Consider the following 22,113-nt stretch of genomic DNA (forward strand, 5'->3'; position numbering starts at 1 on the left):
TGGTTGCAGCCCACATACCGGAATCGACGCAAGTGACCGACTGAGACATCAAGCTGGTCGCGTCTGAGGCTGGTGGGTTGCCATTTGTCCCCTCGCCGGCCGGTCGCAAAGTGGTAGGCTTTGGCAATCGCATAAAGCGATTTTTTCAGGGGGGAGCCATGAGAAGGCGCAAGTTCGTCACGCTTCTTGGCGGTGCGCTGTTGGCTTGGCCAATTGTCGTGCGGGCGCAGCGGGCAGCGAGGCTCTACCGCGTAGGCTGGTTGTTCGCCGCCGTGCCTCTCAAAGACATGGGCGGGCCTGATCCGGTCGATCCCGTCAGCAGAGCCTTCGTGCATGGCTTACGAGACCTGGGATATATCGAGGGGCAGAACTTGGTGCTCGACCGTCGCTCTGCGGAGGGGAAGCTTGAGCGGATTGGCGAGCTCGCGGCGGAGCTCGTAGCTCTCAATCCCGACGTGATGATAACGGGCGGCGGCGATTTTATGGCTCAGGCGCTGCAGCGTTTGACTAAAACGGTGCCGATCATCTCGCCCTACGGCGACGATCCCGTCGGGGCCGGCCTCGTGGCAAGTCTCGCGCATCCCGGCGGGAACGTCACGGGGTTTCTCGCCTACACCGGTCCCGAGTTTGAGACGAAACGGCTTCAGCTGCTCAAGGAAGCGGTTCCGAAGGCGACCCGCATCGCCTTTCTCGCCATGAAGGATATTTGGGAAGGCCCCGTGGGGCTAGCACTCCAAGTCGCGGCGCCGACGCTCGGGGTGACGCTGATCCATGTGGAGCATGCCCCCCATAGCTATGCCGAAGCCTTCGCTCGGATGACTCGGGAGCCGCCGGATGCGCTTTTCGTTGCGTACCACCCTGTGAACTACGCCAACAGGCAGCTCATCGTTGACTTCGCGGCCAGGCAACGAATGCCCGGGATTTACCCCTACCGGGAGGCCGTTATGGCCGGGGGACTAATGTCCTATTCGGTGAGCACGACCGATCTGTTCCGCCGCGCTGCCGGTCTTGTCGACAAGATTTCTAAAGGTACCAAGCCCGCTGACATTCCGGTCGAGCGGCCGACGAAACTAGAGTTGCTGGTCAACCTCAAGACAGCCAAGATCCTCGATCTTCAAATTCCCGATACGCTGCTCGCGCGCGCCGATAACGTGATCGAGTAACCGCGGCTAAGTCCGCCTCTGGCGCGCCATTAGCGGAAGTTGGTCACGGCACGCATGATCTGGCAGAGCTACCGCCTGCGCCCTAAGTGTCCCGGCTATATTGCTCGTACAATTTGGCGGCGTTGTCCCAGCGAATAGCTTCCATGTAGACGTCGACGTAGCGCGCGGCCGCCGCACCGTAGTCCATGTGATAGGCGTGCTCGTACATGTCGAGCACTAATACCAACGGCCCGAAACTGTGACTCATTAGGGATTCCCAAATCAGGGAAACTCTGACTCGATGCTAGCCTTTGAGAGGAGCGGCATCGATGGGAGCGGCGGTATCGATCACCCGACTTGATCTGACGGCTTCGGCGCTTCGCAAGGCGGCGAGCGGAGAGAAGGATAGCGCCGCGGCGCGTCGGATACTCGCGCTTGCGCTGGTGCTCGATGGCTCGGACCGCAAAACGGCGGCCGAAACCTGCGGCATGGACCGTCAGACCTTGCGGGACTGGGTGCACCGTTACAACGCCGCGGGACTGGCCGGGCTTCGCAATCTCAAATCGCCAGGTCCCGGATCAAAACTCACGGTGCGGCAGCAGGCCGAATTGGCCGAGCTTGTCGAGGCCGGCCCCGACCCCGCGGTGCACGGGGTAGTGCGTTGGCGGCGGGTCGATCTGCGCGACGAATTGCAGCGGCGCTTCGGTGTCACGCTCCACGAGCGTTCGGTCGGGAAGGTTCTAGCCAAGCTCGGCTACCGCAAACTGTCGGTAAGGCCCCGCCACCCGCAGGCTGACGAAGAAGCCCAGCAGACGTTTAAAAAAACTTCGCCGCGACCGTCAGGGCGCAAATTCCCGAGCACGCCAAAGACAAGCCGATCGAAATCTGGTTCCAAGACGAGGCCCGGATCGGCCAGCAGGGCACGCTGACCCGCGTCTGGGCCAAGCGTGGAACGAGGCCCCGCGCACCGCACGACCAGCGCTACGACTGGGCCTACCTGTTCGGCGCGGCCTGTCCGCAGCGTCGCGTCGCAGCAGGTCTGGTCATGCCGGCGGCGAACGCCGAGGCCATGTCGCTGCATCTCACAGCGATCTGCCGCAAGGTGGCGGCAGGTAGCCACGCCGCTCTTGTCCTCGATGGCGCCGGCTATCACATTGCTGCCGCGCTCACGATCCCCGAAAACGTCACCCTGGTGCGTCTGCCACCCTACGCGCCTGAACTCAATCCGATCGAAAACGTCTGGGAATATCTGCGCGGCAACAAACTCGCGATCACCGTCTTCGACGACTACGACGACATCGTTGATAAAACCTGCGACGCATGGAACTTCTTTGAACACGATCCAAAGCGCATCGCCTCAATCACCACACGAACATGGGCAACAGTCAATAATTAGGGCCGTTGGTATAAGACCGGACGACCGCCTGCAAGCGTCGTGGTGTGGTCGGCGGCCCATTGGTTGACGAGCCGCTTGTCGCGAGGCGAGTACGCGAGGATCACCCAACCCGAACCACCGCCTTCCGCCTTACCCATCGCTACGAACTCGGATCGCCAGCGCTCCATACTGCCGAAATCACGCGCGATGGCGTCAGCGAGAGGTCCACTGGCTCTTGCGCCACCACCAAGCCCATCAAAATAGATTTCGTGCAGGATCATCGAATTTGAGGCGACTAGTTCCTCACGCTTCAATCCGTTGACGACGAAAGTCGGAGCCTTGGCGAAATCAAGCTCTGCCAGTTGGGTGCCAATCGCATTGAGGCGCTTCACTGCGCCGACGTAGTTGTTTTCGTAGTGGCTCACGAGCACCTTTTCCGAGATGCCAGTGATGGATTTCGCATCGAACGGCATCGGTTTGGCCTGGTAAGGCATCGCCCTGGCTCCGATCTGTTGATTGCCTTGGGCAAGTGCTTGGCCGCCTGCAAGTACGGCCGTTGATGCTGCGGCCGCGCCAACGCCTGCGATGAATTTTCGGCGCTCGGTATTCATGGTCATCGGACTCTCCACCTGTTGAATAACCCCCGAGTACTCTATCGAGGCCCGCCGCCTTTCGCAGAGAGGCAGCGGGTTTGTTTCCTTGCTTTGTTAGCTCGCTCGTCCCGAAGCCATCCGAACTCCGCCCATCTGTCGTCCGGGGGGGCTTACGTTTCGAATTTGGCCCTCACGCCGCGCGCATTTCGCGAAGCCTGCTTAATGTGCCGTTCCAAAGGTCAATCCGGGCTTTGATGCTGTTACATGCGGCGTGCAGAGCACGTTGGTGCCTCTGTGGGGAGTCCGCTACCAGACCTTCGAGCAGCTCCCGCCCCATTGGACCGTGACTGTCGCCATCGAGCTCGATGTGCCGTTCGATGTAGTAGATGAAATTGCGCAAGGAAGCGTTGTCGCGCCTTGCGCTAGCAAGCGTTTTCTGAAGCCTGCTGAACATCTCCGGGATGATATCCTCGCGGCCATAAAAGAATGCCGCTAAGACCTCTTCCGTCGACCCCGACTGGGCGAGCGCCATCGTATGCGCGACAAAGGCTTGCACATGAGGCGGTGCACCGGTCCGCACCATCGCCGTTTCGACCGAAGTACCGAGCCGCGCCAGCGAGCGGAACGCGTCGAATTGGCGGGTACTGGCTCCGACGTCCGCCATGGCGCGGAGGTAGAGATCGAGGTGGCTGACATAAGAGCCCTCCGGATCGACATCCGTCTCCTCGCCGATCACGATGTCGTTGATCAGGCGCGCAGCCCGGGCGTTGTCCGCCGGGAACCACGGCACTTTGGTGCACGTCAGGTCTTGCTGCAGCCGCTTCAGGAGCGACATAAAATCCCAGACGGCGAAGACATGATCTTCCATGAATCGCTTCAGATCCTCGGCGGAAGCCACCTCCGCGTAAACGGGATGGTCCAGCAGCCGCGCGCGAAGGGTATCGAGGCAGTAACGGTCTTGTTCCGGCATGTTTGACCTCTATTTCAGCATTTCAGCATGTTTCACTTTGGCTCCGTTTGAAGTGTGAGCCCGGATTCGGCGACCTATTTTCGTCTGACCGGTGATACAAGTGTCAGTGCGCGCCGGTACCCCTCAAAGGGCGTCACTGGCGCATGAGCACCAAACTCCGGCGATCCAGGCTCATTCATGACATCAACGTCGGCGCAGCCACACGGGCCGCTACGAGCCGGTTTTTGCCGGTCGGTACCCTTACGACCCGCGCTGATCGCGCTCGCCGTTTGTCTTGCAATCCCGTGAAGCAACCCCTGATCCTTCTAGCGCTCCGGCGCCCCGGTCCGTCGGCGCTCATATAAAGATCTTAGACTTCCATTCTTCGATCCAGTGCTGAAGAGCCCAGACAGGATTCTCTCAGCCGTATTGATCAGACCGGCGACTTAGGGGCCCGGTCGACCGACTTCAAAAATCGTACCGATCACCATAGGGCTAGAGTTTTGCTCTTGGCATCCGGCCGTAGCGGACGCATTCAAAGGAGTCTCCAAACCCTTCGACGGCAAAGCCTCGGTACTCAAAACTGAAAACGGGACTGGCGGAGCGGCAGTGGTTTGTGGTCGACAGGGTCCCTCGGGTCCTATCATCCATTTGATTAGATGTGATCGCTGGCGTCCTTATTTTGGCTCATGAGCCTTCGAGGCTCGATGAGGTCAGCGGACGCAAGCATCATGCATGTTGTCACGTGCGCACCGCTCCGATCGGCAGCTACGAACGAGCGTGTCGTTTGAGAATTGGAAGTTGCGATGCCACGAGATGCGACCGGTAAAATCCCTGGCTCACCACATCTCGATTTCGAGGCGTGGAAAGACCTGATCCGCACGATGGGCGGGCGGTTCAACCCGGAAGGTATAGAACCCAACGCCTTTACCGGCTGTGTGCGCCCCCTTCGCGTCTGTGGGTTCACTGCGGCCGAGGTTGGTTCCAATGCTCATCGAGTCGAGCGGACGCATCGCGATGTTCGCCTCGATGGCGCGGACCATTATTTCACGATGTTCCAAGTCGCCGGCCAGTCAGCGATGACCCACAACGAAGAAGCCGCGCGCTTCGATGTGGGCGATGTCGTGCTCGTTGATATGGCTCGGCCCGCAACATTCTTTAACTGCAATGCAGGCGAGTCGTGGAAGTCCGTGGTGCTTCTTTTGCCGCGGCGGTCTCTGGTTTCGCATCTCGGATTCGAGCCGCGGGGTGGTCATTACCGCCGTAATGGAACGGCCGCCGGGCGTCTCCTCCTTGATCTCATACGCAATTCTGAGGAAGGCGAAGGAACAACGCCCTCGCCGGCCGATTCTTACATGCGGCTCGCAGTCTATGATCTTGTCGGCGCGCTGTTTGCACCGAATGATCCGGTGCCGTCGCGCCACGCTGACAAGCTGTTCATCCGTGTCCGCAACGTCATCAAGGACGGTTTCGCCGATCCGGATTTTGGTCCTTGCGAGGCCGCAGCGAGAGCTGGGATTTCACTGCGTTATCTCCAGAAAATGTTTACACAACGGGGCTCGACCTGCAGTGAATTCATCTATTCGTTCCGTCTAGATCAAGCCGCGCGTCTTCTGCAGCGCCGGGCCGCCCTCGACGCAAGTCAGGCCCTCAGCGAGATTGCCTACGCGTCCGGTTTTCGCGACTACAGACATTTCGCGAGAAAGTTTCGTCACCGGTTCGGTCATGCACCGGGCGGGGGCTCCCCCGAAGATAGTCGCGCCCTTTGTGACAGGAACATCAATCATTGGCTTGCCATGCTTTAATGGCCTTCGGCGACGCTCGGTACGCTGTGTTCGCGCTGCTCGGAAGCTCGCAAGGCGGTATCGTTGCGATTGCGTCTGGAGTCATAAACCGACGAACCCGACTGTGGCCCGCAACTCGAACACCGTTCGCGTATGCCGCCCCACACTGACCGCACTTAGTGCGTTGTTCGCGAGGGGCGCTCCCACATATGCAACATGGCAACGTGGCACCCTACAATTAGGTGCGACTAGACGTCTATTGCTCTTGATCCATCGCAATCTTCCTTCCCGGGAATGCGCAACCGTCGCGCCCGGAAACAAGCGCGAAAAGGAGCATCTCATGTTGGATGTCGTCATGCTGGCCCTCGGGCTGGGCTTCTTTTTGGTGGCGGTAGGTTATGCGCATGCCTGCGAACGCCCCTGAGGAGAACGCCTATGATTTTCGATTATTCACTCGCCGCGCTCGTCGCTGCCGGGTTGCTGTGTTACTTGATCTACGCCCTGCTGCGGCCTGAGCGATTTTAGCGCCAATACCGATTGGGCTTTGCACCAATGGTGCACGGCCTAGGCCCGGCGCACTTTCATATCCAGCAGCAGTGCGCCGGGCTCTCGCGCTGGCCATGTCCAGTCATGTCTGAGTCTGGCACACCTTTGAGACATGGCGACGGACGCGAACGAGGTCTGTTCATAGCGGAGGAATGGAAGTGATCGGAGCACCGTCAAACTGGCGCGATTGACCCGCAGCCGAAGTAGGGCAGGTTCCGGCGTACGGCAGACCCGATCGGCCGCTTCGCCGCAAGCATATTGATATCGGAACCAAGTTTGTTGTTCCGAACCACAAGCTGAAACACGACGCGAACAATCCGACAGGGCATGGGATCATTTTCCTGGATCCGTATGACTTCGTAATCTGCTATATTCCACCGGGCCGTGTATAGGTCAGCCGGGCGCGCTGCAGCCGACGAAGTGATCGGGTGAAACGGCGCAGCAGGCCCGGTTAAAGTGCACTAATGCCCAGGTCCATACCGACGAGCGCGCGCCTTCTCCAACGTGAGCAATCGCCATGACCACTCCGAAAGCAACGTTGCCAAACGAGGCAAGCCAGCTCGACGATTCTGATCCCTTTCAGGTCTTGCGACTGTCAAGCGCTCCGATCGCGGTGCGATATCTTGCTGCAGTTGTCATGACCGCCTTTGCAACAGTTATCGCCGTCGGGTTGGACAGCAAGGTAAGCATACCGAACTTGTCCCTGGTCTATGTCATACCCGTCGTCATCGCTGCCGTCGCTTTCGGGTTGGGACCGTCGCTTTGCTCAGCAGTTGTCGGAGCACTCGCGTACAATTTCTTTTTCACAGAGCCGCGTTATTCACTTATGGTCGATGACCCGGCGAACGTTTGGGCTATTGGGCTGCTTTTCGTTGTCGGATGTATTGCGAGCGGCGTGGCCTCAATCGCCAGGCGCAGGGCGGACGACGCGGCGCTCCTGATGCGGCAGGCAAAAATTCTGCAGCTCTATAGTCACGATGTCGTCGGTGCCGACGATGGAAGGGAAATCGTCTCTCTCGCGGCCAGCACTCTTGAAGCGCTCTTCCACGTTCCTGTTGTCGTGATGCTCATGTCGGAGACTAAAGTAACGTTCATGGAGAGGCGCGGCGAAATCGAGCTCCTCGATGTGGAGATGGAGGCCGCGCAGTCTTCACTGACGACTGGTCGGCCAGTCCCTGCAGGGATTTACCCATTCGACGCCTCGCGCCTCGACTTCTGGCCGGTGTCGACACCTACGGGACAATGGGCCGTCATTGGGTTGGCGTTCGACCCCGATGAGCGTCCATCCAAGCCCGCCACTCTGGTTGAAACCGTGGGAGGCCTCGTCGCTCTCGCGCTCGATCGCCAGCATTTCCGCACCGGGTAGGTGATGACCGCTCCTGGCACGTTTGAGACGTCCTGGAAGGCTCTGAGGATGTCCATTTCGGAGGCAAGACCGGAAGTAGTTGGCGTACGGTCAAACCGACGCGTTTGACGGACATTCTAAAAAATCCGAGCTCAGTCGCTTGAACTCTCTCTGTGGTTGCGATTTATTATCATTATGCTCAATGGCGGGAATACTGATGTCGCAGCTCGTTGACTGTATTTTTGTCTCGACGGAGCCGTATACGGAGCAAGGTCGTCGTGATCGGTCGCCCGAGGAATGCTTTCGCTTTTGCTTAGAGGTGAATGTCTACGCTGAACGCCTCGTGCAATTTGGCTTTAGTGAGCAGGAAATACCCAGGCCACTCATTCACGTGCATCGTGTTACCGAGTTGGTTCTTCGATCGGAGCCGTCTGACGATCTGGAGGACTTTTTGGCCGAGATCGAATGGTCGAGAGCGGTGATGGAAGAAACGATTGATGCGCTGGAAACGGTCGGAGCCGATGCACACGCGCGGTTTCTTGCAGCCGTGCATAATGATCTTGATGGCTTTGAATATAAGGTCAGAAGTTCAAATCTAGGTTCGATACGAGAAGTCATCGCCAAAGCAGTTGAGGAACATCTCTCGGCCGACGCTCTGGCGAAACGCTATGGAGATTTTGGAGTAAGCGAGGGCGACGATTTGGATCGCAGATGGCGCTCTATTTGCTTGCAAGCTGTGAGGTACATGGACGGCTGGACGAATATCAAGAGAGTACCTAACGGTCCCTACAACGATGCTGAACTCAAAAGGTATTTCGACTCCAGGCTGGAATTTGCTCGGCGCCTGGCGGCAGAGGGCGAAGGTAAACGGCCGAATGTCGTCTCGATCAACGACACAAAGGCGTTTGTGATGGCTTCGCTGAACGGTGACGTCGAAGCTGTGCAGGATATGTTGGCCGCCGGCGCGGACATCGATGCTCGGATGACAGGCGGTACAGCTTCACTGACCCACGGCGCGACAGCGTTGATGACAGCCGCCGCGCAGGGGCACATTGAGGTCATCAGGGTTCTGCTCGCTGCAAAGGCCCGTGTTAACACTCGCAGAGCCAAATACGGCGAGACGGCGCTAATCCTGGCTGCTCAGGAGGGGCGCCTCGAGGTAGTTCGGATCCTGCTGAGCGCAAGGGCCAATATCAATGCCAAGACGGCCGGCGGCTATACGGCCTTAATGGCTGCATCGCGTAATCTCCAACTGGAGATGGTGCAAACCCTGATTGCAGCCGGAGCCGATGTGAACGCCAAAACTAAAGACGGCCAAACGGCCCTGTTGTATGCCTGTGGTCGGCCTGTCGATCAAGCGTCCACCAGCGGAGCCCCCGTCAACCAGTCAGGTCACATCGAAGTGGCGCGAGCGTTGCTTGCAGCCGGTGCCGACGTGAATGTATCTAATTCCGAAGGTTGGACTCCGTTGACCCATGCCTCACGGGATGGCCTTTCAGAAGTGGTTAAGGACTTGCTTGCCGCCGGTGCGAATGTGAATGCACGAACCGACTACGGATTCACCGCGTTGATGGTGGCGCTATCCTGGAAACGAGCCGAAATAGGGCGGCTGCTGCTCGCGGCGGGGGCCGACGTGCACGCGGCAACCAAGAGTGGCCAGACAGCTTTGATGGGGGCCGCCGGAAGCGGCTTTTTGGACTTGGTGCAAGCCTTGCTCGACGCTGGCGCGAGCGTGAACGCGAGAGAGGGACACGGCTCCTCGGCGCTGATCATGGCTGCGGGCAGTGGCCATCTCATGGTCGTGGAGGCTTTGCTCGCCGCGAACGCCGACGTCAATGCCAGAATCAAATTCGGCAGAACGGCGCTATGGTTTGCATCAATGAACGGTCACCTGGAAGTTGTCCAAGTGCTTGCGGCGGCGAATGCCGACGTGGACGTGAAGGACGCTGAGGGGACCACAGCATTGATGATCGCCTCAAAAAATGGGCATCATGACGTCGCGCGGTTTCTAGAGTCGTTGCGTCCGCCGTCAGGAACTGCTGGTGCGAGCTAGTTTGCTGCGGATTAATGTCCGTTTCTGGCACGTAACGTCGTTTCGTCGCGATGCAACACTACGTCGGCTATCGGGGGCATAGCGGGCTCTGGCGACCATTCGCCCGGCGCATTTATGGGTTCGCGGCCAAATCTTCGAATGGCAACCCGACATATTGCTCCGCGAGCGCCGCCTGGGCGGCGGCGGACGCCTGCAGGTGATCGAACTCGTTGAGATTGACGCGCCTTGTGAAGTCGTCGTCGTCAGGAAAAACGTGCAGCAGTTTGGTCAATTGCCAGGACAGCCGCTCTGCGCCCCACACCCGGCGAAGCGCCGTTTCCGAATAGCGCTCCAGATAGCGACCGTCGTTCCGCCTGATCTGCGCGACCAACCCCCGATGCAGATAGAAGACGTCGGAAACCGCGAGGTTCAGGCCTTTTGCGCCGGTCGGCGGGACGATATGCGCGGAGTCGCCGGCAAGGAACAGGCGGCCGTAGCTCATCGGCTCGGCGACGAAGCTGCGCAGCGGCGCGATCGATTTTTCGATCGAGGGCCCGGTGACGATCTTGCGCGCGATGTCGGGCGGAAACCGGCGCTTCAGCTCCTCCCAGAACCGGTCGTCCGGCCAATCCTCCAGTTTTGTCGCGAGGTCGCACTGGATGTAATAGCGGCTGAGCATGGCGTTGCGCTGGGAGGCCAGCGCGAAGCCGCGTCTGTGCTGGGCATACATGATGTCGCCGAGCGGCGGCGTCTCGGACATCACGCCGAGCCAGCCGAACGGATAGGCCCGCTCGAAGGTTCGCAGCAGTTCGCCGGGAAGGCTGCCCCGGGACACGCCGTGAAAGCCGTCGCAGCCCGCGACGAATTCACATTCCAGTCTCTGCGCCGCGCCGTCCTTCTCGAAGCCGATCCAGGGCCTGTCACCCGTCAATTCGTGAAGCACGACCTGCCCGGCGTCGTCGATCAGGCGGCCGCCGTCGCGTGCTCTCACCCGATAAAGCTCCTCGGTAATGGCCGTCTGGCCGAACGACCACATCTGCTTGCCGGTATGCCGTTTGGTGTCGATCAGAAACGGCTCGCGGTCTTCCCATGCGATCCAGGTGCCATCGTGGGCATGGCCTTCCCGCGCCATTCGTTCGCCGAGCCCTACGTCCCGCAACAGCTTCACGGTGCCGTGTTCGAGCACGCCGGCGCGGATGCGCTTGAGGACGTGATCCCGCGGCTGGCGCTCCAGCACGACGCTGTCGATGCCGTCCAGATGCAGCATATGGGACAGCAGCATGCCGGCCGGTCCGCCGCCGATGATTGCGACTTGCGTGCGTTCCATGTTGGATTTCCCCAAAGCCGCCGCCGAATCTAACGGACTCAAAACATCTCGAAATATTCGCGCTGTTCCCAGTCCGACACCTCGGCCTGGAAGCGCTCGATTTCGGCGTTCTTGATACGGACGTAGTAGTCGACGAAGCCCGAGCCGAGCGCGTCGCGGAAGAACGGATCGTCCTTGAGCGCGAACACCGCTTCGCGCAGCGTCTTCGGCAACAAGGCGGCCTGCGTCTCATAGGGCGTGTCCGCCGACGGGCCGGGATCGAGCGCGCGGTCGACGCCGTCGAGGCCGGAGAGAATCTGGGAGGCCATGTAGAGATAGGGGTTGGCGGCGGGCTCGCCGATGCGGTTTTCAAGCCGCGTGGCGGCATCGCCGGGAGCCCCGAGCACGCGCACCATCACGCCGCGGTTGTCGCGGCCCCAGATCGCGCGGTCCGGCGCCAGCGAATAGGAACGGTAACGCTTGTAGCCGTTGATGGTCGGCGTGGTGAACACGGTCGAGGCGCGGGCGTGCTCCAGCAGCCCCCCGAGATAGTGGCGGCCGAACGGGCTCAGGACCTCGCCGGTTTCCCTGGCCATGAACGCGTTCTCGCCACTTCCGCGCGCAACGATCGACTGATGCAGATGCCAGCCGGAGGCGAACGCGTTCGGCAGTTTTGGGCGGCACATGAAGGTCGCGTGATAACCGTGGCGGTGGGCGATCTGCTTCACGGCGCTGCGAAACAGGATCATGTTGTCGGCAGGCTCGAGCCCTTTCCTCGGCGCGAACGTGAATTCACACTGGCTCGGGCCGAACTCGACCTCGATCGAGCGCAGCGGCAGTCCGAGCGCGAGGATGTCGCGCCGGATGATTTCCAGCACCGGCTCCATCTGGTCGTAGCGCTGCTCGGTGAGGTATTGATAGCCGTGCGAGAGCAGGCTGACATCGGGCGGGGTGCCCGGCTGCCCGGCATGCTCCGGCGACATTTTTGCGTCTTCGAGTTTGAAGATGTGGAATTCGACTTCAAGGCCGGCGACGAAATCGTAGCCGTGTCTTGCAAGTTTATCGAGTACCGACCGATAGAGATGGCGCGTCGCGAACGGCACCGGCCGCCCGTCGGCGAAGTAGACATCGCACAACAGCCAGCCGGTCGCGGGCGACCACGGCAGCACGCGGAAGCTCAGGGGATCCGGCACCATCAGGACGTCGGCGGCGCCTTCCATTTCGCGCATCCCGAACCCGCCGCCGGAGGTGAACACCGGAAACACCGTCTTGTGCGAAGTGTCCTTGGCGAACATCGTGGTGGTGATGGTGCAGCCGCTCTCCAGCGACGCAATCGCTTCGCTCGCCACCAGCGTCTTGCCGCGAAGGATGCCGTGCTGGTCGGGGAACGACAGCCGGATGACCTCGAGGTTCTGCTCCTCGACGATGCGCTTGAGGCGAGCGGTCGCTTCCTGCTGTTCGTCGGACCAGAGGCCGTGACGTCTGACAAAACTCAACGCATGGCCCCCGCAAAAGATCGACTCGAAGTATGGCCGTCATTGCGAGGAGCGAAGCGACGAAGCAATCCATTCTTTCTTTGCGCGGCGAGATGGATTGCTTCGCTGCGCTCGCAATGACGAGGAAACATCATCACTTGACCGCCTTGAGGTGACGCACCTTGTCGGCGATCTCGGCCGGCACGGGTGCTGCCCATGGCGCGCCGCGGCGACGCTTGACGTCGACTTCCATCCAGAAGGCTTCCCAGCCCCGCGTCGGGCCGATGCCGTCCATGGTCGCCGGTCCCTGGATGCTCTTCGCATGCGCGGCGTCCAGGAACATGAAGGGTTTTGCCCCCGAGGCCGCCTTCTCGATCTCCTGCCGCAGCAGGCGGCGATATTGCACGATGGCCTTGTCGGCAGAGCCGAGATGCTCGCGGGTGCGGTCCTGGATCGGGCCCATCGATTCCACCGCCCACTGGTCGTGCACGTTGATGTCGTTGCCCATGCCGGTGTAGGTCGCGCTCAGTTGCTCCTGCGCATCGAAGCCGTAGTCGTTGGATTTGTTCTTGCGCGAGCGATAATCCGGCAGCTCGTAGAGTTCGAGGCGCTGGTCGCGCATCTTCTTCTTGTCCACCGGCGTCGAATAGCTGGTGAAGATCGCGTACCAGTAGCAGTTCTCGTCGTCGATCGGCACGTGCCACTGCGAAATCGTCATCTCCGTGCTCATCGGAATCACGAAAGCGTGCGGGAACAGTTGGTTGGTGACGCGGACATGCGTCCGCTCCTCGTCGATCTCGCGCAGCGCGATCAGCCGCAGGCCGTATTCGGTCTGCTCGACATTGATGATGGGGCGGTCATATTCGCGCAGGATTTTCGTCATCGGCAGGTCGGTGCCGGCGGACGCGCCGCGGAACTGCTTGCCGTAGGCGCCCGACGTATCCTCGTCCTCGAAGAAGCGATGCAGGAACGAGGCATGCGACGGATCGATGCCGACTTCCAGCGCCTGCAGCCAGTTGCAGCTGATGTGGCCCTTGAATGCAAAGGTGTGGCTGTCGGGGGCGACGAAGCAGTCGATCTCCGGAAACGCCGGCGGCTCGCCTTCGCCGAGAAAGGCCCAGAGGATGCCGCTCTTCTCGATCACGGGATAGGCGCGCTGCCTGATGCCCTTGCAGAGCGGCGAGTCCTTCGGTTCGGCCGGCGTTTCCAGGCACTGGCCGGACGCGTCGAACAGCCAGCCGTGGAAGGCGCAGCGCAGGCCACCATTTTCCAGCCGCCCGAACGCAAGGTCGGCGCCGCGATGCGCGCAATGCCGTTCGATCAGGCCGTACGATCCCGCTTCGTCGCGAAACAGCACCAGATCCTCGCCGAGCAGTTTGACCGGCCGCACCGGACGCGGGCCGGCCAACTCGTCGACCAGCGCCGCCGGCTGCCAGTACATCCGCATCAGTTTTCCGCAGAGGTCTTTGGACCCGGTACGGGTGATCAGGTCGTTCTGTTCCTGGCTCATCATGGCGGGGCGTCCTTCTCGGAACTGTCGCAGCCACTCTATACAAAGCAGCTTGTTGCGGAAGTCGGAATTGCGCGCAACCGAACCCGTTACGAGGCTACGATGCGCAGCCCGAACGCCTGCGCATCCTGCTTCAGCACCGGCGCCACCGCCTCGTTCAAACGCACCGCCGCCGCGTCCACGCTCAGCCCCGCGGTGTCGACCACGGCGTTGGCGCGGGCATAAAGCGGTTCGCGGCTCTTGAGGATGGTGCGCAGTTCCGCCATCGCCGAGCGGTCGTCGGCCATCGGGCGCAGATCGCCCTGGCGACGCACCCGCGCCATATGTTCTTCCGGCTTGGCCTTGACCCAGATGGTATAGAACGACGTCAGGATCAGGTCGAAGGTCAGCGGTTCGGAGACGATGCCGCCGCCGGTCGCCAGCACCATCAGTTCTTTCCGCGCCAGCAAGGCCGTCAGCGCGGCCTGCTCCATGCGCCGAAAACCCTCCTGGCCGTACAGCGCGATGATCTCGGCGACCGAAAGCCCGTTCTGCGCCTCGATCTCCTTGTTCAGTTCGACAAAATCCCAGCCGATCGTCTTCGCCAACATCTTGCCGAGCGTGGATTTGCCGGCGCCGCGCAGGCCGATCAGGGCGATGCCGGAAAACGACATCCGCCGCTGCGCCGAGGCGCCTTGGCCTGAAAGGATATCCTTGACGTGCGCGATCTGGTTCGGCGTGGCTTGGCGCAGGAGGTCGCGGATGACAGGCCAGTCCGGCGACGGTTCGCCGACGGGAATGAGGTCTTCGAGATGTGCGCCCATCGCACCCGACACCCGGCGCAACAGCACGATCGAGACGTTCCCCTTGCCGCTTTCGAGCTGGGCGATATAGCGTTCGGAAATGCCGGAAACTTTTGCGAGCACCTTGCGGGACATGCCGCGCAGTGCGCGCATGGTGCGGACGCGATGGCCGAGTTGCTCGAGAAAAGCGGATTCGGGATCGGGCTGTTCGGTCATATCCGCTGTTCTATTTCCACCGCGACGCGCGCGCATCCGGAAACATAATGCCGAGGAGGATTGACAGCAAGCGCGTGTAGTGCCTTTCTATGAATTATAATTCTTAAAAACCGGAGAGGAGGAGGCGTGACACGCTTGGCTGATGAGGGCGGGGCATGAGCACCTACAACGCGGTGACCTGGCTGCTCGACCGCAATATCGATGAGGGCCGCGGGGCAAAACTCGCCTTCACCGACACCGTTTCCGAACTGACCTATGGCGAACTGCAGACGCAGAGCCGCCGCGTCGCCAACATGCTGCGCCGCCTCGGCGTCCGCCGCGAGGAACGCGTCGCGATGATCATGCTCGACACGGTCGATTTTCCGGCCGTGTTTCTCGGCGCGATCCGCGCCGGCGTGGTGCCGGTGCCGCTCAATACGCTTTTGACCTCGGATCAATACGCCTATGTGCTGGCGGATTGCCGCGCGCGGGTGCTGTTCGTTTCCGAAGCGCTGCTGCCCGTGGTCAAGGACATGATCGGGCGGATGGCCGATCTCGATCACGTCATCGTTTCCGGCAACGACGCGCATGGCTACAAAAAATTGTCCGACGAACTCGCAGGCGAGAGCGATGCTTTCGCCACCGTCGCGACCCATGCCGACGAGCCGGCGTTCTGGCTGTATTCCTCGGGCTCGACCGGGATGCCCAAGGGCGTGCGGCACCTGCATTCCAACCTCGCCGCGACCGCGGACAGCTATGCGAGGCAGGTGCTCGGGATTCGCGAGGACGATGTCGGGCTGTCGGCGGCAAAATTGTTTTTCGCCTATGGCCTCGGCAACGCGCTGACCTTCCCGATGTCGGTCGGCGCCACCACGGTGCTCAATTCCGAGCGTCCAACACCGGCTTCGATGTTCGGGCTGATGAACAAATACAATCCCAGCATCTTTTTCGGCGTACCGACGCTGTTCTCCTCGATGCTGCACGACGACGCCTTGAAGCATGAGCGCGGCGGCTCGCGCTTGCGCATCTGCACCTCCGCCGGCGAGGCGCTGCCGGAATCGGTCGGCAATGCCTGGAAGGCGCGCTTCGGCGTCGATATTCTCGATGGCGTCGGCTCGACCGAACTGTTGCATATCTTCCTGTCGAACTCGCCCGGCGACATCAAATACGGCACTGCGGGCCGCCCCGTTCCGGGCTATCAGGTGCGGCTGGTGAACGAGGCCGGCCAAGAGGTGGCCGACGGCGAAGTCGGAGAAATGCTGGTGCACGCGCCCTCGGCCGGCGAGGGCTACTGGAACCAGCGCAGCAAGACCCGCTCGACCTTCGAAGGCAACTGGACCCGCACCGGCGACAAATACATTCGTGACGCCGACGGCCGCTACACCTTCTGCGGCCGCAGTGACGATATGTTCAAGGTCTCCGGCATCTGGGTGTCGCCGTTCGAAGTCGAGAGTGCGCTGATCACCCATCCCGCGGTGCTGGAAGCCGCCGTAGTGCCTGAAGCCGATCCGGAAGGACTCTTGAAACCGAAGGCCTATGTGGTGCTGCGATCGGGCGCCGACACCGACGGCCTGCACGAGGCGCTGAAGGAGTACGTCAAGCAGAAGATCGGGGTGTGGAAATATCCGCGCTGGATCGATGTCGTCGAATCCCTGCCGAAAACCGCGACGGGGAAGATACAAAGGTTCAAGCTGCGGGAAGGCGCAGGCGGATGATGCTTCGTCATTCCGGGGCGCGCGCCAGCGCGAACCCTGATGTGCAATTGCACATCGGGGAATCTCACGCAACAAAATCATCTCGAGATTCCGGATCAGTTCGCTTCGCGAACTGTCCGGAATGACGACGTACGACGGAAGCACGACATGACCACCCTCTCCCCCACCGGCTTCCTCACCATCGGCGCTTCCGATCTCGAATACCGCATGATCGGCCCCGCGCCCGAGGACGCGCCGACCATCGTCATGCTGCACGAAGGGCTCGGCTCGGCCGGGCTGTGGGGCGATTTTCCGGATAAGCTCCAGGCGGCGACCTCAACCGGCGTGTTCGTCTATTCGCGCGCGGGGTACGGCGCTTCAACGCCGGCAAAACTGCCGCGGCCGCTCGACTACATGCATGTCGAGGCGCTCGAAGTGCTGCCAAGGCTGCTCGACCGGATCGGCTTTCGCCGCGGACTGTTGCTCGGCCATTCCGACGGCGCCTCGATCGCGACGATCTATGCCGGCGGCGTGCCCGATCACCGCGTGCGCGGCGTCGCGATGATCGCGCCGCATTTCGTTGTGGAAGATGTTTCGGTGGATTCGATTGCCGAGATCAAGGTGGCCTACGAGACCACCAACCTGAGGAAAAAACTGGCGCGCTGGCATAGCGATGTCGACAACGCCTTCTACGGCTGGAATGGCGCCTGGCTCGACCCCGGGTTTCGAAATTGGGATATTTCCGAGTATCTCGCCTTTATCCGCGTACCGGTCGCGATCCTGCAAGGCGCTGAGGATCAATACGGGACGACCCGCCAGATCGAGATCGCGCAGCAGGAGTGCTATTGTCCGGTGGATGTGACGATCCTTCCAGGCGCCGGACATTCGCCGCATCGCGAAGCGCCGGAGGCGGCGCTTCATGCGATCTCGGATTTCGCCGACCATATTCTGCACCTGCACGAAGGCTCAAAGGGGCGCGCTGCCTGACGTTCAGGCCGGGTGCCCGTGGAGCGCAGGCCAGATATGAAACAAAATGCAGGTTTAGTGCCCTGAAAGGGCTGGACGCCGCCCCGAACATGAACTATTATGCATATCAACCGAGATAATCTGAGAACAGGTGAGGGTGGCCCGATGGCTGGTGAAGATCGCGTCCTGGCTGGCGGCGCGAAATACATCGATTTCCAGACCGATCCGTCGCGCTACCGCCACTGGAAGCTCCAGGTCGACGGCGACACGGCGACGCTGACCATGGACGTCGACGAGAATGGCGGGCTGTTCGAGGGCTATCAGCTCAAGCTAAATTCCTACGATCTCGGCGTCGACATCGAGCTCGCCGACGCGGTGCAGCGGCTGCGCTTCGAGCATCCCGCAGTGAAGGCGGTGGTGGTGCGGTCCGGCAAGAACCGCGTGTTCTGCGCCGGCGCCAACATCCGGATGCTGGCCGGCGCCACCCACGCCCACAAGGTCAATTTCTGCAAATTCACCAACGAGACCCGCAACGGGCTCGAGGATTCCAGCGAGAATTCCGGCCAGCGTTTCATCACCGTGGTCAACGGCACCGCGGCCGGCGGCGGTTATGAACTCGCGCTCGCCACCGATCACATCATCCTCGCCGATGACGGCTCAGCCGCCGTCGCGCTGCCGGAAGTACCGCTGCTGGCGGTGCTGCCGGGCACCGGCGGGCTGACGCGGGTGGTCGACAAGCGCAAGGTGCGCCGCGACCACGCCGATTATTTCTGCACCATCGAGGAAGGCGTCAAGGGCAAGCGCGCGGTGCAATGGCGCCTGGTCGATGAGATCGTGCCGAACAGCAAACTGGAGACAAAAGTCGCCGAGCGCGCCAAGGAATTCGCCTCGGCGTCGAAGCGCAACGGCAACGGCAAGGGCATTGCGCTGACGCCGTTGAACCGCACCATCGACGACAACAGCGTCCGCTATGGCCTGGTCAGCGTCGATATCGACCGCTCGGCGCGCATCGCCACGATTTCGATCAAGGCGCCGGAAGCAGCACCCCCCGCCGACATCGACGGCATGATCGCGCAGGGGTCGTCGTTCTGGCCGCTGCAGGTGGCGCGCGAACTGGACGACGCGATCCTGCACTTGCGCATCAACGAACTCGAAACCGCAATGCTGGTGTTCAAGTCGCATGGCGAGCGCGCGCAGGTGCTGGCCCATGACGCCTTCCTAGAAGCCAACAAGGCGCACTGGCTGGTCAACGAGATCAGGCAATACTGGAAGCGGGTGCTCAAGCGCATCGACGTCACCTCGCGCACGCTGGTGACGCTGGTCGAGCCCGGCTCGTGTTTCGCGGGCACGCTGGCCGAACTCGTGTTCGCGGCCGACCGCTCCTACATGCTGATCGGGTCGAGGCAGGGCGACAACCGGGCGCCGCCGGCGATCGAACTCTCCGCGATGAATTTCGGTCCCTATCCGATGAGCCACGGCCTCACCCGCCTGCAATCGCGCTTCCAGGCCGACCCGTCCGACGTGGAGCGGGTGGAGCGGAAGATCGGCGAAGCGCTCGATGCCGAGGAAGCCGAGGCGCTCGGTCTCGTGACCTTCGCGCTCGACGACATCGATTGGGATGACGAGATCCGGGTGTTCTTCGAGGAGCGCACCAGCTTCTCGCCCGACAGCCTCACTGGTATGGAAGCAAACTTGCGCTTCGTCGGGCCCGAGACCATGGAATCCAAAATCTTCTCCCGCCTGACGGCGTGGCAGAACTGGATTTTCCAGCGCCCCAACGCGGTCGGCGAGAACGGCGCGCTGCGCCGCTACGGCACCGGTCAGAAGGCGCAGTTCGATATGACGAGAGTGTAGAGGGCGAATGGCGAGTAGCGAATAGCGAATGGTTTTTCCTTCCCTATTCGCCATTCGCTACTCGCTATTCGCCAGATACCAACACGGGAGACATCCGCCATGAACGTCAACATCATGAACGTCGATTACTCGACCAAGATTCCCAACAATGTGAATCTCAGCGAGGACCGGCAGGTGCTGAAAGCCCTGGAGGGCTGGCATCCCGGCTACATGAACTGGTGGAGCGACATGGGGCCCGAGGGTTTCCAGCAGTCGCTGGTGTATTTGCGCACCGCCTATTCGGTCGATCCGCGCGGCTGGGCCAAGTTCGATTATGTGAGGATGCCGGAATATCGCTGGGGCATCCTGCTTGCTCCCCAGGAAGAGAACCGCGTCATTCCCTTCGGGCAGCATTTCGGCGAGCCGGCCTGGCAGGAAGTTCCGGGCGAGTATCGCGCCATGCTGCGCCGCCTCGTCGTGGTCCAGGGCGACACCGAGCCCGCCTCGGTCGAACAGCAGCGCCATCTCGGCAAGACCGCGCCCTCGCTCTACGATCTGCGCAACCTGTTCCAGGTCAATGTCGAGGAAGGCCGTCATCTCTGGGCGATGGTCTATCTCCTGCAGAAATATTTTGGTCGTGACGGGCGCGAGGAAGCCGACGAATTGTTGCGCCGCCGCTCGGGCGATGCTGACAGCCCGCGCATGCTCGGCGCCTTCAACGAGGCAACGCCGGACTGGCTGTCGTTCTTCATGTTCACCTATTTCACCGACCGCGACGGCAAGATGCAGCTGCACTCGCTGGCGCAATCCGGCTTCGATCCGTTGTCGCGCACCTGCCGCTTCATGCTGACCGAAGAGGCGCATCACATGTTCGTCGGCGAGACCGGCATCAGCCGCATCGTGCAGCGGACCTGCGAGGCGATGCGCACCGCCGGGATCAGCGATCCCGCCGATATCGCCAAGGTTCGCGCGCTCGGCGTGATCGATCTTCCGACCATCCAGAAGAAACTGAACCTGCACTACACGCTGTCGCTCGATCTTTTCGGCTCGGAAGTGTCCACCAACGCCGCGAACGCCTTCAATTCGGGCATCAAGGGCCGCTTCCACGAAACACAGATCAAGGACGATCACCGCCTCGAGCACGACACCTATCCGGTGCTCAAGCTCGTCAACGGCGAGATCAAGCGCGTCGACGAGCCGGCGCTGACCGCGCTCAACATGCGGCTGCGCGACGATTACAGCCAGGACTGCGTCAAGGGCATGCTGCGCTGGAACAAGATCATCTCGACCGCCGGCTACGATTTCAAGCTGTCGCTGCCGAACGTCGCGTTCCACCGCCAGATCGGCGAGTTCAAAGACGTCCACGCCACGCCGGACGGCCTCCTGATCGACGACGCCACCTGGAACAAGCGCAAGAGCGACTGGCTGCCCTCCACCGACGACGGCGATTTCATCAGTTCGCTGATGACGCCGGTGACCGAGGTCGGCGGCTACGCCCCGTGGATCTCACCGCCCAAGGTCGGCATCGACAACAAGCCCGGCGATTTCGAATATGTGAAGATCGAGACGTGAGTGGGCGAATGGTGAATAGCGAATGGCGAATGGAAAGGTCTACTCGCTACTCGCTATTCGCCATCCCTCAATCCCACCCGTCGCCCTTGATCCCCGGATTGGCGTAGACGATGCCGCCGTCGACCGCGATGGTGGCGCCGACCACGTAGTCGCCGGCGCGCGAGGCGAGATAGATCGCCGCTCCCGCCATGTCCTCGTCGGTGCCGATGCGCCCCGACGGCACCCGCGTTGCTACTTCGTCGGCGTTGTCGCGCGCGGCCTTGTTCATGTCCGACTTGAACGGCCCCGGCGCGATCGCCGTCACCACGACATGGTCCTTGATCAGTTTTACCGCCATCCGGCGCGTCAGGTGAATCAGCCCTGACTTGCTGGCCGCGTAGGAATACGTCTCCATCGGATTGACGAAAATGCCGTCGATGGAGGCGACGTTGATGACCTTGGCGGGCTTTTCGGCGGTTCCTGAGGCGCGCAATGATGCTGCCAGCGCCTTGGTCAGGAAGAAAGGCGTCTTGAGGTTGAGGTTGACCACCTTGTCCCAGCCGCTCTCCGGAAACTCGTCGAAATCCGCACCCCACGCCGCGCCGGCATTGTTGACCAGGATATCCAGCTTCGGTTCGCGCTTTTTGATCTCGGACGCCAGCATCTCGATGCCGGCCATGGTGGAAATGTCGATCGGCAGCGCGATGCACTCGCCGCCATATTCCGCCGACAGTTCCCTGGCGGTCGCTTCGCACGGTCCGGCCTTGCGCGCGGTGATGTAAACCTTTGCCGCGCCCTGGCTGAGAAAACCGGCCGCGATCATCTTGCCGATGCCGCGCGATCCCCCCGTGACCAGCGCCACGCGGCCCTTCAGCGAAAACAGATCCTTGAACATGCGTTCCTCCGTTGGATTTGCCCACGGTTCTGGGCGCGGCCATGGAGCGTGTCAAGGAATCCTCTTTCGTCGTCCGGCCTTGAGCCGGGAGCGATAACCACCTGTGTTCCTTGGGCGCGAAGCCGCCGAACAGCGTCCTC

Annotated in this window: 17 protein-coding genes and 1 pseudogene; 10 read left to right on the forward strand and 8 right to left on the reverse strand. The window is 61.4% G+C overall.

Going from position 1 to position 22,113, the window contains the following annotated elements:
* The first annotated feature begins 158 nt into the window (after positions 1-158).
* On the forward strand, positions 159-1,163 hold the full coding sequence (locus B5525_RS13425; RefSeq protein ID WP_079566435.1) for an ABC transporter substrate-binding protein: 1,005 nt from the start codon (positions 159-161) through the stop codon (positions 1,161-1,163).
* 82 nt (positions 1,164-1,245) lie between these two features.
* Here the strand turns inward: B5525_RS13425 and B5525_RS13430 are convergent, their stop codons facing one another.
* A complete protein-coding gene (locus tag B5525_RS13430) occupies positions 1,246-1,410 on the reverse strand; it encodes a Fe-Mn family superoxide dismutase (protein ID WP_079566436.1) in 165 nt (54 codons plus the stop codon).
* A gap of 61 nt (positions 1,411-1,471) precedes the next feature.
* Between B5525_RS13430 and B5525_RS13435 the strand changes: the two genes are divergently transcribed.
* Positions 1,472-2,538 (forward strand): IS630 family transposase gene (locus B5525_RS13435; protein ID WP_197687878.1). Its coding sequence is split into 2 segments (ribosomal slippage): positions 1,472-1,961 and positions 1,961-2,538, totalling 1,068 coding nucleotides; the frame shifts between segments, so codons are not numbered across the junction.
* An 11-nt stretch (positions 2,539-2,549) separates the two neighbouring features.
* On the opposite strand, the pseudogene B5525_RS13440 reads toward B5525_RS13435, so the two are convergent.
* Together B5525_RS13440 and B5525_RS13445 are read right to left on the reverse strand one after the other, a co-directional pair.
* Positions 2,550-3,011: pseudogene (locus B5525_RS13440) on the reverse strand (Fe-Mn family superoxide dismutase); the annotation flags it as partial.
* Between the two features lie 289 nt (positions 3,012-3,300).
* On the reverse strand, positions 3,301-4,080 hold the full coding sequence (locus tag B5525_RS13445; protein WP_079566437.1) for a DUF3050 domain-containing protein: 780 nt from the start codon (positions 4,078-4,080) through the stop codon (positions 3,301-3,303).
* A 785-nt stretch (positions 4,081-4,865) separates the two neighbouring features.
* Between B5525_RS13445 and B5525_RS13450 the strand changes: the two genes are divergently transcribed.
* The 4 genes from B5525_RS13450 (at position 4,866) to B5525_RS13465 (ending at position 9,787) form a co-directional block, all read left to right on the forward strand.
* Entirely contained in the window at positions 4,866-5,864 is a 999-nt protein-coding gene (locus B5525_RS13450; RefSeq protein ID WP_079566438.1) for a helix-turn-helix domain-containing protein, read from the forward strand.
* A 414-nt stretch (positions 5,865-6,278) separates the two neighbouring features.
* The gene (locus B5525_RS43845) at positions 6,279-6,368 is read left to right on the forward strand and encodes a K(+)-transporting ATPase subunit F (RefSeq protein ID WP_154073196.1); all 90 of its coding nucleotides are present in this window, start codon (positions 6,279-6,281) and stop codon (positions 6,366-6,368) included.
* 538 nt (positions 6,369-6,906) lie between these two features.
* On the forward strand, positions 6,907-7,755 hold the full coding sequence (locus B5525_RS13460; RefSeq protein ID WP_079566440.1) for a DUF4118 domain-containing protein: 849 nt from the start codon (positions 6,907-6,909) through the stop codon (positions 7,753-7,755).
* Positions 7,756-7,951: 196 nt separating this feature from the next.
* The gene (locus B5525_RS13465) at positions 7,952-9,787 is read left to right on the forward strand and encodes an ankyrin repeat domain-containing protein (protein WP_172899868.1); all 1,836 of its coding nucleotides are present in this window, start codon (positions 7,952-7,954) and stop codon (positions 9,785-9,787) included.
* A 112-nt stretch (positions 9,788-9,899) separates the two neighbouring features.
* Here the strand turns inward: B5525_RS13465 and pobA are convergent, their stop codons facing one another.
* The 4 genes from pobA to B5525_RS13485 form a co-directional block, all read right to left on the reverse strand.
* Positions 9,900-11,093, reverse strand: coding sequence for a 4-hydroxybenzoate 3-monooxygenase (gene pobA, locus B5525_RS13470; protein WP_079566442.1), 1,194 nt, complete (start codon positions 11,091-11,093; stop codon positions 9,900-9,902).
* 38 nt (positions 11,094-11,131) lie between these two features.
* Positions 11,132-12,568, reverse strand: a complete 1,437-nt coding sequence (locus B5525_RS13475) for a glutamine synthetase family protein (protein ID WP_079566443.1) — start codon at positions 12,566-12,568, stop codon at positions 11,132-11,134.
* A 133-nt stretch (positions 12,569-12,701) separates the two neighbouring features.
* Complete coding sequence (locus B5525_RS13480; RefSeq protein ID WP_079566444.1) at positions 12,702-14,060, reverse strand: aromatic ring-hydroxylating dioxygenase subunit alpha; 1,359 nt, start codon at positions 14,058-14,060, stop codon at positions 12,702-12,704.
* A gap of 86 nt (positions 14,061-14,146) precedes the next feature.
* Positions 14,147-15,055 carry a helix-turn-helix transcriptional regulator gene (locus B5525_RS13485; RefSeq protein WP_244567892.1) on the reverse strand — a complete coding sequence of 303 codons (909 nt, stop codon included), beginning with the start codon at positions 15,053-15,055 and terminating at the stop codon, positions 14,147-14,149.
* Positions 15,056-15,210: 155 nt separating this feature from the next.
* On the opposite strand from B5525_RS13485, the gene B5525_RS13490 reads away from it, so the two are divergent.
* From B5525_RS13490 to boxB, 4 genes are all read left to right on the forward strand, one after another.
* Entirely contained in the window at positions 15,211-16,749 is a 1,539-nt protein-coding gene (locus B5525_RS13490) for a benzoate-CoA ligase family protein (protein WP_079566446.1), read from the forward strand.
* A gap of 147 nt (positions 16,750-16,896) precedes the next feature.
* Positions 16,897-17,715, forward strand: coding sequence for an alpha/beta fold hydrolase (locus B5525_RS13495; protein WP_079566447.1), 819 nt, complete (start codon positions 16,897-16,899; stop codon positions 17,713-17,715).
* Between the two features lie 144 nt (positions 17,716-17,859).
* Positions 17,860-19,548 (forward strand): 2,3-epoxybenzoyl-CoA dihydrolase, encoded by a 1,689-nt coding sequence (gene boxC, locus B5525_RS13500; protein ID WP_079566448.1) that lies wholly within the window; start codon positions 17,860-17,862, stop codon positions 19,546-19,548.
* A 99-nt stretch (positions 19,549-19,647) separates the two neighbouring features.
* Positions 19,648-21,099, forward strand: a complete 1,452-nt coding sequence (gene boxB / locus B5525_RS13505; RefSeq protein ID WP_079566449.1) for a benzoyl-CoA 2,3-epoxidase subunit BoxB — start codon at positions 19,648-19,650, stop codon at positions 21,097-21,099.
* Between the two features lie 67 nt (positions 21,100-21,166).
* On the opposite strand, the gene B5525_RS13510 is transcribed toward boxB, so the two are convergent.
* A complete protein-coding gene (locus tag B5525_RS13510) occupies positions 21,167-21,973 on the reverse strand; it encodes an SDR family oxidoreductase (protein WP_079566450.1) in 807 nt (268 codons plus the stop codon).
* Positions 21,974-22,113: the final 140 nt, after the last annotated feature.

The organism is Bradyrhizobium erythrophlei, from assembly GCF_900129505.1.
GTDB classification, from domain to species: Bacteria; Pseudomonadota; Alphaproteobacteria; order Rhizobiales; family Xanthobacteraceae; genus Bradyrhizobium; species Bradyrhizobium erythrophlei_D.

Excerpts from the sequence above, each read along its gene's own strand:
- B5525_RS13425 (WP_079566435.1), top strand. The coding sequence starts at position 159 with ATGAGAAGGCGCAAGTTCGTCACGCTTCTTGGCGGTGCGCTGTTGGCT.
- B5525_RS13430 (WP_079566436.1), bottom strand. The coding sequence starts at position 1,410 with ATGAGTCACAGTTTCGGGCCGTTGGTATTAGTGCTCGACATGTACGAG.
- B5525_RS13445 (WP_079566437.1), bottom strand. The coding sequence starts at position 4,080 with ATGCCGGAACAAGACCGTTACTGCCTCGATACCCTTCGCGCGCGGCTG.
- B5525_RS13450 (WP_079566438.1), top strand. The coding sequence starts at position 4,866 with ATGCCACGAGATGCGACCGGTAAAATCCCTGGCTCACCACATCTCGAT.
- B5525_RS43845 (WP_154073196.1), top strand. The coding sequence starts at position 6,279 with ATGATTTTCGATTATTCACTCGCCGCGCTCGTCGCTGCCGGGTTGCTG.
- B5525_RS13460 (WP_079566440.1), top strand. The coding sequence starts at position 6,907 with ATGACCACTCCGAAAGCAACGTTGCCAAACGAGGCAAGCCAGCTCGAC.
- B5525_RS13465 (WP_172899868.1), top strand. The coding sequence starts at position 7,952 with ATGTCGCAGCTCGTTGACTGTATTTTTGTCTCGACGGAGCCGTATACG.
- pobA (WP_079566442.1), bottom strand. The coding sequence starts at position 11,093 with ATGGAACGCACGCAAGTCGCAATCATCGGCGGCGGACCGGCCGGCATG.
- B5525_RS13480 (WP_079566444.1), bottom strand. The coding sequence starts at position 14,060 with ATGATGAGCCAGGAACAGAACGACCTGATCACCCGTACCGGGTCCAAA.
- B5525_RS13485 (WP_244567892.1), bottom strand. The coding sequence starts at position 15,055 with ATGACCGAACAGCCCGATCCCGAATCCGCTTTTCTCGAGCAACTCGGC.
- B5525_RS13490 (WP_079566446.1), top strand. The coding sequence starts at position 15,211 with ATGAGCACCTACAACGCGGTGACCTGGCTGCTCGACCGCAATATCGAT.
- B5525_RS13495 (WP_079566447.1), top strand. The coding sequence starts at position 16,897 with ATGACCACCCTCTCCCCCACCGGCTTCCTCACCATCGGCGCTTCCGAT.
- boxC (WP_079566448.1), top strand. The coding sequence starts at position 17,860 with ATGGCTGGTGAAGATCGCGTCCTGGCTGGCGGCGCGAAATACATCGAT.
- boxB (WP_079566449.1), top strand. The coding sequence starts at position 19,648 with ATGAACGTCAACATCATGAACGTCGATTACTCGACCAAGATTCCCAAC.
- B5525_RS13510 (WP_079566450.1), bottom strand. The coding sequence starts at position 21,973 with ATGTTCAAGGATCTGTTTTCGCTGAAGGGCCGCGTGGCGCTGGTCACG.